This window comes from Rahnella sp. PAMC25617, from assembly GCF_050606005.1.
In the GTDB taxonomy this organism is placed as follows: domain Bacteria; phylum Pseudomonadota; class Gammaproteobacteria; order Enterobacterales; family Enterobacteriaceae; genus Rahnella; species Rahnella variigena.
Genome location: NZ_JBOCUM010000021.1, coordinates 40338 through 53994, shown reverse-complemented (window position 1 = coordinate 53994; position 13657 = coordinate 40338). Strand labels below are relative to the sequence as shown.

Here is a 13657-nt window from a genome sequence, read left to right as displayed (position 1 = left end):
ATGGAGGCGAACTATACTCCCCATGAGATTTCGTGCAACCCTTTTTTGAATTTATTCAAATAAAGCACTTAGTTGCTGGCTTTTTATCCACAAAATGGCCGTTTGAGGCACAATTTGGGTCAGTACACTTTTTTCGACTGTGACAATTCCTTTCTGACAGGCCGTTTGTTATCGTTTCGCCAGTCATTTCCCTGAATGTAAGAGAGCGCGGCAATAATGAAAGGACGTTGGAGTAAATATCTGCTGGGTGGTCTGGTGATAGCGGTACTGGCGGGATGTTCCTCGCGACCAACCGACCGTGGTCAGCAGTATAAAGATGGTCGCCTGGATAATGCGCTTGAATACGTGAATGAGCCGAATGCGACAGGCAAACCGGTGAATGCGCTGGATTACTCCAATCAGGTTGCCGCAGTTCAGATTGCCTCTTCTTCTTTATACGGTCGTAACAACACGACATTTCAGGCTGTCGAGCAATGGTTACGGTCTGGCGCGGATACCCGCAATCTGAGCCAGTACGGCATCAGCGCTTATCAGATGGAAGGTGCTGACAATTTCGGTAACGTTCAGCTGACCGGCTATTACACGCCAGTGGTACAGGCGCGTTATACGCGTCAGGGTGAATTCCAGTATCCGCTGTACCGTATGCCGCCAAAACGCGGTCGTCTGCCAGACCGTGCCTCGATTTATTCCGGAGCCCTGAGCGATAATTACGTCGTCGCCTGGACCAATTCCCTGATGGATAACTTCATGATGGAAGTGCAGGGCAGCGGGTATGTCGATTACGGCGATGGTCGCCCGTTCATGTTCTTTGGTTATGCCGGCAAGAATGGCCATGCTTACCGCAGTATCGGCAAAGTGCTGATCGACCGTGGTGAAGTAGCGCGCGAAAACATGTCGATGCAGGCTATCCGTCAGTGGGCCGATACACACAGCGCGGCAGAAGTTCGTGAACTGCTGGAGCAAAACCCGTCATTCGTGTTCTTCAAGCCTGAGCCTTTCGCGCCAGTTCGCGGTGCCAGCGGCGTTCCGCTGATTGCCAAAGCGTCGGTAGCGTCTGACCGCTCGCTGATCCCGGCGGGGACAACATTGCTGGCAGAAGTGCCTGAGCTGAATGATAAAGGCAAGTTTACCGGTAAATATCATATGCGCCTGATGGTAGCACTGGATGTCGGCGGGGCGATTAAAGGACAACATTTCGATATGTATCAGGGAATTGGCCCTGACGCCGGACATTCTGCCGGATTTTATAATCACTACGGACGCGTCTGGGTGTTAAAATCAGCGCAGAACGGCAAACCGCTGTTCACGGCCTACGCGCCTTCTAACTAGATTTCGACATAACGCACTGAGGTTTATCTTTTCATGACAGCTACTTATTCCGACGCTTATCAGCAACGTTTTGGCGGAACTGCCCGGCTTTATGGTCAGCAATCGCTGGAGTTGTTCTCGCAGGCGCATGTCTGCGTTATTGGTATCGGCGGAGTGGGCTCATGGGCGGCGGAAGCGCTGGCGCGAACCGGCATTAGCGCGATAACGCTGATTGACATGGATGACGTCTGCGTGACTAACACCAACCGTCAGATTCATGCCTTGCGTGAAAATGTCGGGCAGGCGAAAACAGAAATCATGGCGCAGCGTATTCTGGCGATTAATCCCGAGTGCAAGGTGACCTGTATAGATGATTTTATTACGCCGGATAACGTCGCTGAGATGCTCGACCAGGGTTTCAGCTACGTGATTGATGCTATTGACAGCGTGCGACCTAAAGCTGCTCTGCTGGCTTATTGCCGTCGTTATAAGATCCCGGTGGTAACGACAGGCGGTGCGGGTGGGCAGATCGATCCGACACAGATCGCGGTCGTGGATCTGGCGAAAACTATTCAGGATCCGCTGGCGGCAAAACTGCGTGAGCGTCTGAAAAGTGATTTCAACGTGGTGAAAAACAGCAAAGGTAAGCTCGGAATTGACTGTGTATTCTCCAGCGAACCGCTGATGTATCCGCAGGCAGATGGTTCTGTGTGTGCCTCAAGGGCAACGGCAGAAGGGCCGAAACGGATGGACTGCGCTTCCGGTTTTGGGGCGGCGACGATGGTTACCGCGACGTTTGGCTTTGTCGCGGTATCTCATGTGCTGAAGAAGATGATGGCGAAAGCACAGCGTCAGGCTCAGGCCGCCTGACGGGCAAGAGCGATTACGCCTGCTGCCAGCGCGTTAAGTCCGCTTGCGCGGCTGGTGCTGAGCTGCTCACGCAATCCTAATACATCAAACAACGCCAGCGGATCACGCTTTAAGATCTCGTCTGGCGTTTTGCCTTCTACGGCAGTCAGTAATACGGCCAGCAAACCTTTCACGATCCGACCTTCACTGTCGCCATAAAAATGCATCGTCCCGTTCTCTGATTTTTCCGCGCCAAGCCAGACCCGGTTTTCACATCCAGATAGCTCATTCTCAGGTGTTTTCAGCGCCGTATCCAGCGGTGGTAAGGATTTTGCAAGAAGGATTAACTGGCGATAGCGATCTTCCCACTGACGAAATGACGCGAATTTTTCGGTCAGTGAGGCTTCAGTGATCTCATGGCCGAAAGGATGTGGCGCTGACATGGTATTCCCCAAACAATGAATTAATCGGCTAACAGGTCGAGGGCGTATTTTACCGCCTCGACCAGCCGCGTAACGTCCTGTTCATTATTATACGGCGCAAATGAGGCCCGTAATGTTCCGCTGATGCCCAGAGCGTTCATTAGTGGCTGAGCGCAATGCTGTCCGGCGCGCAAGGCGATCGCCTGTTCGGCCAGCAATGCTACCAAATCACTGTGATGTACACCGGCAATATCGAATGCCAGAACGGACGAATGGTGACAGCGGAAACTGCGGAATCCTTCAATCTTCGCAAGTTGTTCTTCGGCCAGTGCCGCCAGCTGTTGTGCATGTTTTTCCGCTGCGGGCAGATCGACAGTTTTTAACCATTCCAGCGCAGCAGACATCCCGATAACACCGGCAATATTTGGCGTTCCCGCTTCGAAGCGGTGCGGAACAGCCTGCGGTGCGAAATCTGTCATGGAAGCCTGCGTCAGCATTTTCCCGCCGCCCTGCCATGGCGACATACTTTCGAGTAATTCCATTTTGCCATACAACACGCCGATGCCGGTCGGGCCGTAAAGCTTATGACCCGAGAAAGCATAAAAGTCGATATCGAGGCGTTGTACATCTGGCGGACAATGCACCACACCTTGTGCGCCATCGATAAGCACGGGCGTAGCGTTTGCGTGTGCCAGTTCAACGGCGCGGGCAATATCAGGCATTGCGCCCGTCACGTTCGACATTTGCGTCAGCGCCAGCAGGCGTGTCTTGTTGCTCAGCAGGCGGGGAAGGGCGTCGATATCGGGTATGCCTTGTTTATCCACCGGCAGCGTGACGACGTGCGCCTGACATTGCTGTGCCACCATCAGCCACGGAATAAGGTTCGCGTGATGTTCTGCCTGACTGACAATAATCTCATCACCCGGTTGCAGTCGTGGGCGCAGCCAGCTTTGTGCCACCAGATTGATAGATTCCGTGGTTCCCCGCGTCCAGACGATATTTTCGCTACGTGGCGCATTAATCCATTGTGCGATCTGCGCTCTGGTCTGCTCGTATTGTTCTGTCAGGGTTTGCGCCGCACGATGCTGGCTGCGGTGAACAGTAGCGCCTTCCTGAGAGTAGAAATTCACGGTGGCGTCGATCACTGCCTGCGGCTTCAGTGCGGTGGCTGCACTGTCGAGATAGCATTGTCCCTGAGACAGTGCAGGAAAGTGCTGGCGGAAAACGGCGGGGTTAAAGTCTTTCATACCAATTCAGATCCTTCAGCCTGAGTTAAAAATTGCAGGTTTTTTGTAACACAAGCCGCTTATTCATTTTAGGAATGGTTACCTGGAAATTTATCAGAAGTTTGTTATGCTGAATTACGTTAACTAAATACATTAGCCTGGAAGTTTAACCAGGAGTTTTAAGCATTTTAATCTGCAAGGAGTCTATGATGAAGAAGATCGCCGCCGTAATTTCAGCTGCACTGCTGACCACAACACTTGCCGCCTGTTCAAGCAACTACGTGATGCATACCAACGATGGCCGTACCATTGTTGCTGATGGCAAACCTAGCACGGACAATGATACCGGTATGATCAGTTATACCGATGCGTATGGCAACAAGCAGCAGATCAATAAATCTGAAATCAAAGAAATGGCAGAAGGGAATTAATCCCTCAGGTGACCTCCCCGATTGTATGAATCCGGGGTAACCTCACGTTCTGCTCTATGACAAAACCGGCTCTTATTGCGATGAGGCCGGTTTTGTCACATTATGCGCCCGCATTCCTGTCTCTTTGCCCTAAACTCTTAGCCCCATACTGTTTGCCCCAGATACAGGCAAAAAAAAAGCACCGCAAATAGCGGTGCTGAAAAATCACTTTGGACAGACAGGGTAATGTACAGGAAGTGAAAAGTTTGTAGCATTCAAGCTACGTGTCTGGATTGCCAGACAATTGCAAACACAACATCACAACCACAAGCCAAAAGTATTTCAGCATCCTCATACCAATCTACTTTTCGTTCCGGCTCAGGAAGTGGCGCCACTATAGGTTTTTGCCTGTACATCCTCAACGGACAAATTATAATGTCTCGGATTAAAAAAACTAATATCTAAATCCGCGGACAGGCGCTCCGCTTACCGGCGAATAAGAAGTATCCATTCTATGTCAAAACGTTTACCGCCTTTGAATTCTCTGCGGGTATTTGATGCCGCAGCGCGCCACCTTAGTTTTACTAAGGCTGCCGAGGAATTGTTCGTCACGCAGGCCGCTGTTAGCCACCAGATTAAGTCACTTGAGGACTTTTTAGGGTTAAAACTGTTTCGCAGGCGTAATCGCTCATTGTTACTGACCGAAGAAGGGCAGAGCTATTATCTGGATATTAAGGAGATATTCTCATCCCTGAATGAGGCGACGAGAAAACTCCAGGCACGCAGCGCGAAAGGCGCTCTGACGGTAAGTTTGCCGCCGAGCTTTGCGATTCAGTGGCTGGTGCCAAGATTGTCTGGCTTTAACTCAGCTTATCCGGGCATCGATGTGCGCATTCAGGCTGTGGATCGCGAAGAAGACAAATTATCCGACGATGTCGACGTGGCGATTTTCCACGGCCGGGGCAACTGGCCGGGGCTGCGGGCCGAGCGTTTATATGCTGAGTATTTACTTCCGGTTTGTTCTCCTTCTTTACTGATGAGCGATAATCCGCTGAAGGAACCGGCAGATTTAAGCCACCACACTTTGCTGCATGATGCTTCCCGCCGCGACTGGCTGGCCTACACCAAACAGCTCGGGTTACAGCAAATCAATGTCCAGCAGGGGCCCATTTTCAGCCATAGCGCGATGGTGGTTCAGGCCGCCGTCCACGGGCAAGGTATTGCGCTGGTGAATAATGTCATGGCGCAGACTGAAATTGAGGCCGGACGTCTGGTCTGCCCGTTCAGCGAAGTTTTGATCAGTAAAAATGCTTTTTATCTGGTTTGTCATGACAGTCAGGCAGAACTGGGTAAAATAGCCGCCTTTCGTCAGTGGATCCTCGCGCGTGCAGCCAGCGAGCAGGAAAAACTGCGCTTTCGTTTCGATCAGGCATGAAGCCGGATCGCCTGGGAGAGAAAGTCCAGGGTCTGCTTATCAGACTGATTACTTGGGATTTTCATCGGCTAATAACGATAACAGGTAACGCACAATGACCAGTCGTTCAATGTTGATCTTCGCCGCAATCAGCGGCTTTATCTACGTCGCTTTCGGTGCCTTTGGCGCACACGTGTTGAGTCAGTCGCTCGGCGAAGCAGAAATGGCGTGGGTTCACACCGGATTAACGTATCAAAGTATTCATACGCTGGCGGTGATGATTTTAGGTGTTGCGATGCAGCGCCAGCGTAATGTGTGGTTCTACTGGAGCAGCGCCTTTTTAGCGCTGGGAACCGTGTTGTTCAGCGGCAGCCTTTATTGTCTGGCGCTGTCGCATCTCCGTTTATTCGTTTTTGTAACTCCGATTGGCGGTACCTTATTCCTGGTCGGTTGGATTTTGATGTTGATCGGCGCACTGCGCCTGAAGAAAAAGGCCGAACGCCATGAATAAAGTTGCTCTCTACTGCCGTCAGGGTTTTGAAAAAGAATGCGCAGCAGAAATTACCGACAAAGCCGCAAAGATGGAAATCTTCGGTTTTGCCCGCGTTAAAGAAAACAGCGGATATGTGTTGTTTGAATGCTATCAGCCAGATGATGCTGACAAGATTGCGAAGAATTTGCCTTTCCGCGAACTGATTTTTGCCCGTCAGTTAATCGTGGTCGGCGAATTGCTGAAAGATTTGCCGCCGGAAGACCGTGTTTCTCCGATCGTCGGCATGGTTCAGAATGTGATCACCAACGGCGGTGAGCTTCGCGTCGAAGTGCCGGACACCAATGAAAGCAAAGAGCTGACTAAGTTCTGTCGCAAACTGACGGTGCCGCTGCGTTCAGCGATGCGTGAACGCAAAGTGCTGGGTAAGAAAGAGAATGCGCTGCGCCCTGTGGTACATGTGTTCTTTATTGCGCCGGGCTGCTGCTACGTCGGGTATTCCTACAGCAACAACAATTCACCCTTCTATATGGGTATTCCGCGCCTCAAGTTCCCGTCCGAAGCGCCAAGCCGTTCAACGCTGAAACTGGAAGAAGCCTTCCACGTCTTTATTCCGGCTGATGAGTGGGATGAACGTCTGGCGAGCGGCATGTACGCGGTCGATTTAGGCGCGTGTCCGGGCGGCTGGACGTATCAGCTGACACAACGCAGCATGATGGTCACGGCTATCGACAACGGTCCGATGGCGCCGAGCCTGATGGAAACTGGCCAGGTTATTCATCTGCGCGAAGACGGCTTCCGCTATAAATCCACCAGTACCAAAAACTACTGGCTGGTCTGTGACATGGTAGAGAAACCGGCGAAAGTGGCTGCACTGATGTGTGACTGGCTGGTCAACGGCTGGTGTCGCGAGGCGATTTTCAACCTGAAGTTACCGATGAAAAAGCGTTACGAAGAAGTGTCTAATATTCTTGAGCGCATCGATGAACGTCTGAAAGAAAATGGCGTGAACGCGGAAATCTTCGCGAAACAGCTTTATCATGACCGCGAAGAAGTTACCGTGCATATTCGCCGTTTCTGGTCGGCTATTGGCGGGCGTCGCGATGAGCGTGATCGCTGATACTCGTCATACTTTGAACTGCAGGGGCGTTGGCTGCGTGCGTTCGCCCGAATCACTTACCTGAGTAAGCTCATCGGGTCTCTCTTACTTGCCGCCTGCCTGCAATTCAAATTATTTAGAGTATCCTTCCTGAGCGCTTCTCTTTGAGAAGCGCTTTTTTATGGCAGGCGCAGTTGCTGTAAGTTGCCGTCCAGCGCGACGTCGGTTTGCAGCGTTGAAACCCGTTTGCAGATATAAGCCTGTTCACGGTGTTCCTCCAGCTTCTTACGCCACTTTTCCGGCACACCTTCCAGATTATCGTAAAGTTCATCCAGCGAGCCGGTTTGCGTCAATAATGTCACCGCTGTCTTCGGACCAATGCCCGGAACACCTGGAATTTTACTGCTGCTGATCCCCGCCAGACCCCAGTAATCGGTGAGTTGCTGCGGCAGAACGCCAAAGGTTTCCTGCACAAAAGGCATATCCAGCCAGCGTTTTTGGAAATAATCGCGGATCTGAACATTTGGTGCCAGCAGCTGGCAGTATCCTTTATCGGTTGAAACGATAGTGACCTGATGACCGCCAGACGATACTTTTGCCGCCAGCGTGGCAGCCAGGTCATCCGCTTCATTGCCCGCAGAATGCCAGCAGGCGATGCCTTGTGCCTCGAAACCGGCTTTCAGGCTGGGCATTTCTGCAAACAGATTGTCCGGCATCGGTGTGCGTCCGGCTTTGTAATCAGGCAGGCTCTGATGACGCCAGCTGTCGGCGCGGTCATCTTCGTCAAATACGGCAACGGCGTGCGTGGGCTGAGTATGCTGAATCAGCTGGCCGATGGCATTCTGGCAGGTAACAAGACAAGGCGAGCCCTGAACTGCGTGAATTCGGCGGATCAGGTTCAGGGCGTCGATAATAAGCAGATGTATTGCCATGATAATCTCCATAATAAAGGCGACTTACGTCGCCCTTAGATCTGCTTTAGAAGTGTGCTTGCCGTGTGATCGGTCGGTCAGGCACAAATCTCATAACAAGGAATGTAAGCGCTGCCCGGCAATTTCATGCGGTGCTGTGCGACGAACCCTTGCAGCAGACTGTCCATTTTTTTCATTAATGCCGGATCACCATGCAGTTTGAAGCGACCATGTTGCTCGATGGCGTGGATCCCAAACTCTTTCACGTTACCGGCCACAATACCGGAGAAGGCGCGGCGCAATGCGGCGGCCAGTTCCTGTGGTGGCTGGTTTGGATAAAGGTTCAGGTTCGCCATGTTTTCATGGTTTGGTTCGAACGGATGCTGTAAATCAGGCGCAATACGAATCGACCAGTTAAAGCTGTAAGCATCGCCGCTGTTCCGGCGGTTTTCTTTCACCAGCGGCATCGCGCGTTTCATCTGACGGGCCACTTCTGTCGGATCGTCGATAATGATGGTGTAGAACTTACAGGCTTCTTCGCCCAGAGTTTCTTTAATGAAAGCATCGAGAACGTGGAAGTAATCGGCGCTTTCTTTCGGACCGGTCAGGATCAGCGGGAGAACCTGATCGTTGTTTTCCGGATCCATCAGGATCCCCAGCAGATACAGCAATTCTTCTGCGGTGCCGACGCCGCCAGGGAAAATAATGATCCCGTGGGCAATGCGAACAAATGCCTCAAGCCGTTTTTCAATATCAGGCATGATGATCAGTTCGTTGACCAGCGGATTAGGCGGCTCAGCGGCAATAATTGAAGGTTCTGTCATGCCGATAAAGCGGCCTGATTTGTAACGCTGTTGTGCGTGACCGACGGCGGCACCTTTCATTGGCGCTTCCATCGCACCCGGGCCACAGCCGGTGCAAATGTTCAGTTCGCGCAAACCCAGCTGGCTGCCGACGTTGCGGGCGTACTGGTATTCGATTTCATTAATAGAGTGGCCGCCCCAGCACACGACCATGTTTGGATCTTCATCCAGATGCAGGGCGCGGGCGTTGCGTAAGATAGAAAACACCAGATTGGTCAGGTGCGCTGAATTTTCGGTATTCAGGTGCTGAAAACGACCAGCGTTATCAATTTGCCCGCTGACGAAGAGAATATCGCGCAGCACGGCAAACAGGTTTGCCTGTAATGAACGGATAATCCGCCCGTCCACAAAGGCATCTTCCGGCGGGTTTACCAGTTCAAGTTTCACGCCACGCTCTCTGCGCAATACATTGATATCAAAGCTTTCGTAACGATCGAGAAGTTCTTTACTGCTGTCAGTCTGACTGCCGCTGTTAAGGACGGCCAGTGAACAATTTCGGAAAAGGCGATAGAGGTCGCTGCTCGCCGTGCGTTTGAGCATGTCGACTTCCAGCTGCGACAACAAATCCATTGAGCCTAACGGGCTGATATGTGTAATCAAAGTTGCTCCTTGACACCAACGGGTGCAGTGATTCTTTCTGCTACCTGATTGCGGCGCATGATTTTTCGGATCATGTTTTTTGCGCCGTATGCAATTTAACAGTAACCCTGTCATCAGGCTTTTACCAATGCTCACAGAGCGTTAGCTCAGTTCTTGAGCAACGTCTCGCATTATTGTCTGACAAGTCTCGCTGTTGCAGGTTCAAACGGGAAGTTGGATCTCCACGGATTGATATCCAGCCCGCCGCGACGAGTGTAGCGGGCGTACACGGCGAGTTTTTCCGGCTGGCAGAAACGCAGCAGATCGTTGAAGATCCGTTCGACGCATTGTTCGTGGAATTCGTTGTGATGACGGAAAGATACCAGATAGCGCAACAGGGCTTCGCGGTCGATTTTCGGGCCACGGTATTGGATTTGCACGGAACCCCAGTCAGGCTGATGGGTAATCAGACAGTTTGATTTCAGCAGATGACTCACCAGAGATTCTTCAACGATTTCTTCACCTTTGGCACTGGCCAGATAATCAGTGCTGAATTCGTAGCTGTAGATTTCAATATCCTGCTCATCAATACAGATACCGTCGAAGCGTCCTACCGGCGTGCCTTCAATTTCAGACAGGCGGCTGACTGTTACGGTCACGTCACCTTGCGCACAGGCGCTCAGGTCACGGGTTAAGGTTTCCTGCACTGTTTCCCAGTCGGGGAAGACGGTCTGATTAAAACTGTTCAGATAGAGTTTGAAACTTTTGGATTCAATCAGGTTCTGACTATTAGCATTCAGGCTGATTTCGCCCACAGCAACCTGTGGCAATCCCTTCGCGTTGAGCCAGGACAGTTCATATAGCGTCCAGATATCTGCGCCATGAAACGGTAAGTTATCCGGATACAAGCCCAGCGGCTCACGGTTCATGCTGCGCGGAACGGCCTGTAATAAAGACGCATCGTAATGGTCAACGTAAGCCGTACTTTTGCCCAGCGTCAGTTGCGCCAGAGCGGGGTTATCCTGATATGAGGACATGCTGTCACCTTGCTTAGAGATCGGTACAATAGAGAATAGTCACCAGTTTAACCCAGCCTTAGCGGAAGATGAGAGAATTATGGAGTCTGAAGTTTCAGTAGCATTGCGTGAATTTACTCAGCGTTTTGTCGATCTCTGGCAACAGGAAACCGGCATGCCGCCTGCCAGTGAAGCCCTGTTTGGAGTAGCTTCGCCGTGCGTGGTGAAGACGGAAGAAGACAAAGTCTACTGGCTGACTCAGACGTTCAGCCCGCAGGCGACCCTGGAAAATGTCGAACGCGCGATGGAATTACAACTGCGCCCGGAGGCGCATGCGTTTTATACCACGCAGTTTGCCGGAGACATGACCGCCAGCTGGCAGGGCAATGCACTGACACTGTTGCAGGTCTGGAGCCCGGAAGATTTCACCCGTTTGCAGGAGAATCTGATTGGTCATCTGGTGACGCAAAAGCGTCTGAAGCTGTCGCCAACGATTTTTCTGGCGACCACAGATTCCGAGCTGGATCTGGTTTCGCTGTGTAATGTGACCGGGAATGTTGTGCTGGAGCAATTCGGCAGTAAAAAAAGAACTATACTCTCGCCATCGTTGTCAGAATTCCTTACAATGCTGACCGCTGTTTACCCCGCCTGATTTTATTGTCGATGTACCCCATCCCGCAGAGCACAAATGGCTCACAAGCGTGTGAGAGATCTCTCACAAAGACTGTAAGAGATCTCGCTAATTTGACTTAACTACCTCACGACAAAAATCCATATAACAATCAATATCAATAAGTTAACTCACTTATTGTTTGTAAGAAGGCTTACCTTCCCTGTTTTTGGCTTACAGCCTGTCTTGTCCGGAAGGGCAAAATCAACGATTCTAGTCGTGCACCAAGGAAGCATGAGACAGAACATCAGGATGATGGCTGAATCATTAAAGAAGGGGACGGCTCAGGAAGAGTCAGGACGGCATCGGATTATGCCAGGATGTTTCAGGACGAAACCAGGGACACCTCCAGGACGGAGAAGAGAGCTCACAAAGGAAGCTGAGCGGGTCACAGATGACCAAGGGATATCAGTCAGGATGACTTAGGACAGACCGTCAGGATGAAAGTTGGACGATGCGAAGGACAGCCGGTTAGGATAACCGCAGGAAAAGTTTTCAGGGATTGAGCAGGGAGCACTTAGGTAGCTGGATTGCTATAAAACGAACCGGGGGCACTGTGTAAACAGTGCCCCCAACTTTTGTCTGAATCTTTTATCGCACGCCTGAACATTCTGATAACAGAAGGCGTTCCGCGATATCCGAAGCGCCCCTCAGTTATTAGCCAATTGCCCCTAAGACATCATCCTGCCCCTGTTTTTTAGGCAGCAGAAATAACGTAGCGAAGATATCCAGCAGGTAAATCGCAGCCAGTAACGTAATCGCTGCGGTAAACGACACCTGCGCTACCAGTATCCCGATCACCAGCGGACCAAAACCGCCCACACCACGTCCGAGATTAAATAACAGATTCTGCGCCGTCGCCCTGACGTGTACCGGATAGAGATCGGATATCAGTCCGCCGTAACCGCCAATCATGCCATTCACAAACATGCCCATCAGTGCACCCGCGAACAACATCAGCGTCGGATCGGTAAGCTGCGCATAGCACACCACCATAATGACCGCACCGACCTGATAAATCAGGAAGATTTTCCAGCGCGGGAAACGGTCAGAAAGCATGCCGAACAGCCAGATCCCAAACGTCATCCCTACAACCGTGACCGCCGTCCACAGGCCGGATTTAGTCAGCGAGAAGCCGAAGTTTTTCGACAGGTAGCTTGGCATCCAGATCATCAGACCGTAATAGCCAAAGTTCTGCACAGAGCACAGGATCAGAATGCCGATACTGGCTTTCGTCGTGACTTTATCGCGAAACAGTAACTTAATGCGACTGAACAGTGAGCCATCGTTATTGCTGGCAGTGTGTTTAACGAAAGCTTCCGGTTCGCCCATGGTGCGGCGGATCAGGAAAGAAGCCAGCGCCGGTAACAGGCCGACCAGGAACATGCCGCGCCAGCCGATAATGCCGAGCAGCATTGGCGTCAGGAAGGCTGCCATTAACACGCCGAGCTGCCAGCCCATGCCGACATACGCTGAGGCGCGGTTACGTTTTTCCGCCGGCCACGCTTCTGCAATCAGCGCCATGCCGATACCGAACTCACCACCGAGCCCGACGCCTGCCAGCGTGCGGTAAATCAGTAAATCCCAGTAACCTTGTGCGAAAGCGCATAAACCAGTGAACAGAGAGAACATCAGAATGGTGAAGGTCAGTACGCGGATGCGGCCGAAGCGATCGCTGATGGGCCCGAAAATCACGCCGCCCAGGACGGCACCAATCAGAGTCCAGGTGACCAGAGAGCCACTTTGTGAGGATGACAAACCAAATTCGCTGGTGATAGCGGGAAGCATAAAGCCGAGGATCAGTAAATCAAAGCCGTCCATGGCGTAGCCGGTGACGGAGGCCAGCATAGCTTTTGCCGGTGTTGCGTGTGCTTTTTGAGTATGTTGTGCGGACATTTTTACACATCTGTGAAGAAAAAAGTGGCGGTAGTTTGCCCGTAACGGGCGTTTATCGCCACCACGAAAAACTTATGGCTGGATTGATTAATTGGATACGATGCAGAAAGTTGGGGCATCAGTCCTTCAATGTTATGCTTTGCGCCCCCGGCGGAGGCTGCCCGGGGCCATGAACGAAGAGAGTCATTGATGAATACAGAAAACCAGGTTCGCCAGATTTTAGAAGATATCGAGCAGGTCATGCGTGATGACAAGTTATGGCACGCTACGCCGCCGGAAGCGGAAGCCTTTGAAAGCAAAGAGCCGTTCTCTGTGGATACCATGTCTGCTGAGCAATGGCTGCAATGGGTGCTGGTTCCCCGTATGTACGCATTGCTGGAGGCTCAGGCGCCACTGCCAACCCGTTTTGCAATCACCCCCTATTTTGAAGTGGCGATGCCGGAAGCACTCCGTTTGCTGACACAGCTGCAACGCCTCGACGATTTGCTGAATATAGAAGACTGA

At 51.7% G+C, this 13657-nt stretch carries 14 protein-coding genes; 8 read left to right on the top strand and 6 right to left on the bottom strand.

All coding sequences use genetic code 11. The features are described from left to right. Positions 1-216: 216 nt before the first annotated feature. The gene (gene mltA / locus ACM615_RS22795) at positions 217-1329 is read left to right on the top strand and encodes a murein transglycosylase A (protein ID WP_112288307.1); all 1113 of its coding nucleotides are present in this window, start codon (positions 217-219) and stop codon (positions 1327-1329) included. Positions 1330-1362: 33 nt separating this feature from the next. Beyond that, positions 1363-2178: a tRNA cyclic N6-threonylcarbamoyladenosine(37) synthase TcdA gene (gene tcdA / locus ACM615_RS22790; RefSeq protein WP_431012574.1), complete on the top strand. Its 816-nt coding sequence runs from the start codon at positions 1363-1365 to the stop codon at positions 2176-2178. Here the strand turns inward: tcdA and csdE are convergent. Continuing rightward, positions 2166-2600, bottom strand: a complete 435-nt coding sequence (csdE, locus tag ACM615_RS22785; RefSeq protein WP_112288309.1) for a cysteine desulfurase sulfur acceptor subunit CsdE — start codon at positions 2598-2600, stop codon at positions 2166-2168. The genes tcdA and csdE overlap by 13 nt on opposite strands. A gap of 20 nt (positions 2601-2620) precedes the next feature. Next, positions 2621-3826, bottom strand: coding sequence for a cysteine desulfurase CsdA (gene csdA / locus ACM615_RS22780; RefSeq protein WP_431012573.1), 1206 nt, complete (start codon positions 3824-3826; stop codon positions 2621-2623). A gap of 188 nt (positions 3827-4014) precedes the next feature. Between csdA and ACM615_RS22775 the strand changes: the two genes are divergently transcribed. From ACM615_RS22775 to rlmM, 4 genes are all read left to right on the top strand, one after another. After that, positions 4015-4236, top strand: a complete 222-nt coding sequence (locus ACM615_RS22775; RefSeq protein WP_112288311.1) for a YgdI/YgdR family lipoprotein — start codon at positions 4015-4017, stop codon at positions 4234-4236. A gap of 493 nt (positions 4237-4729) precedes the next feature. Then, on the top strand, positions 4730-5650 hold the full coding sequence (locus tag ACM615_RS22770) for a transcriptional regulator GcvA (RefSeq protein WP_112288312.1): 921 nt from the start codon (positions 4730-4732) through the stop codon (positions 5648-5650). 94 nt (positions 5651-5744) lie between these two features. Next, positions 5745-6140 (top strand): DUF423 domain-containing protein, encoded by a 396-nt coding sequence (locus ACM615_RS22765; protein ID WP_112288313.1) that lies wholly within the window; start codon positions 5745-5747, stop codon positions 6138-6140. Further along, positions 6133-7239, top strand: a complete 1107-nt coding sequence (gene rlmM, locus ACM615_RS22760) for a 23S rRNA (cytidine(2498)-2'-O)-methyltransferase RlmM (RefSeq protein ID WP_113878228.1) — start codon at positions 6133-6135, stop codon at positions 7237-7239. Before ACM615_RS22765 ends, rlmM begins: the two co-directional genes overlap by 8 nt. A 158-nt stretch (positions 7240-7397) precedes the next feature. Here rlmM and xni read toward each other — a convergent pair whose 3' ends face one another. The 3 genes from xni to queF all read right to left on the bottom strand — a co-directional run bounded on the left by xni (position 7398) and on the right by queF (position 10608). After that, positions 7398-8150 carry a flap endonuclease Xni gene (xni, locus tag ACM615_RS22755; protein WP_112288315.1) on the bottom strand — a complete coding sequence of 251 codons (753 nt, stop codon included), beginning with the start codon at positions 8148-8150 and terminating at the stop codon, positions 7398-7400. A 77-nt stretch (positions 8151-8227) separates the two neighbouring features. Further along, positions 8228-9592 (bottom strand): nucleotide 5'-monophosphate nucleosidase PpnN, encoded by a 1365-nt coding sequence (gene ppnN / locus ACM615_RS22750; protein ID WP_132967277.1) that lies wholly within the window; start codon positions 9590-9592, stop codon positions 8228-8230. 170 nt (positions 9593-9762) lie between these two features. Beyond that, on the bottom strand, positions 9763-10608 hold the full coding sequence (gene queF, locus ACM615_RS22745) for an NADPH-dependent 7-cyano-7-deazaguanine reductase QueF (protein ID WP_431012572.1): 846 nt from the start codon (positions 10606-10608) through the stop codon (positions 9763-9765). A gap of 79 nt (positions 10609-10687) precedes the next feature. On the opposite strand from queF, the gene syd reads away from it, so the two are divergent. Further along, positions 10688-11239, top strand: coding sequence for a SecY-interacting protein (gene syd / locus ACM615_RS22740; protein ID WP_113878226.1), 552 nt, complete (start codon positions 10688-10690; stop codon positions 11237-11239). A 675-nt stretch (positions 11240-11914) separates the two neighbouring features. On the opposite strand, the gene ACM615_RS22735 is transcribed toward syd, so the two are convergent. Continuing rightward, positions 11915-13153: an MFS transporter gene (locus tag ACM615_RS22735; RefSeq protein WP_112288319.1), complete on the bottom strand. Its 1239-nt coding sequence runs from the start codon at positions 13151-13153 to the stop codon at positions 11915-11917. Positions 13154-13342: 189 nt separating this feature from the next. Here ACM615_RS22735 and ACM615_RS22730 point away from each other — a divergent pair, with 189 nt between their 5' ends. Next, entirely contained in the window at positions 13343-13657 is a 315-nt protein-coding gene (locus ACM615_RS22730) for a YqcC family protein (RefSeq protein WP_112288320.1), read from the top strand.

Coding starts and splice junctions, on each gene's coding strand:
- queF (WP_431012572.1), bottom strand. CDS start 10,608: ATGTCCTCATATCAGGATAACCCCGCTCTGGCGCAACTGACGCTGGGC.
- ACM615_RS22730 (WP_112288320.1), top strand. CDS start 13,343: ATGAATACAGAAAACCAGGTTCGCCAGATTTTAGAAGATATCGAGCAG.
- mltA (WP_112288307.1), top strand. CDS start 217: ATGAAAGGACGTTGGAGTAAATATCTGCTGGGTGGTCTGGTGATAGCG.
- csdE (WP_112288309.1), bottom strand. CDS start 2,600: ATGTCAGCGCCACATCCTTTCGGCCATGAGATCACTGAAGCCTCACTG.
- ACM615_RS22770 (WP_112288312.1), top strand. CDS start 4,730: ATGTCAAAACGTTTACCGCCTTTGAATTCTCTGCGGGTATTTGATGCC.
- tcdA (WP_431012574.1), top strand. CDS start 1,363: ATGACAGCTACTTATTCCGACGCTTATCAGCAACGTTTTGGCGGAACT.
- ACM615_RS22735 (WP_112288319.1), bottom strand. CDS start 13,153: ATGTCCGCACAACATACTCAAAAAGCACACGCAACACCGGCAAAAGCT.
- rlmM (WP_113878228.1), top strand. CDS start 6,133: ATGAATAAAGTTGCTCTCTACTGCCGTCAGGGTTTTGAAAAAGAATGC.
- ACM615_RS22765 (WP_112288313.1), top strand. CDS start 5,745: ATGACCAGTCGTTCAATGTTGATCTTCGCCGCAATCAGCGGCTTTATC.
- xni (WP_112288315.1), bottom strand. CDS start 8,150: ATGGCAATACATCTGCTTATTATCGACGCCCTGAACCTGATCCGCCGA.
- syd (WP_113878226.1), top strand. CDS start 10,688: ATGGAGTCTGAAGTTTCAGTAGCATTGCGTGAATTTACTCAGCGTTTT.
- ACM615_RS22775 (WP_112288311.1), top strand. CDS start 4,015: ATGAAGAAGATCGCCGCCGTAATTTCAGCTGCACTGCTGACCACAACA.
- csdA (WP_431012573.1), bottom strand. CDS start 3,826: ATGAAAGACTTTAACCCCGCCGTTTTCCGCCAGCACTTTCCTGCACTG.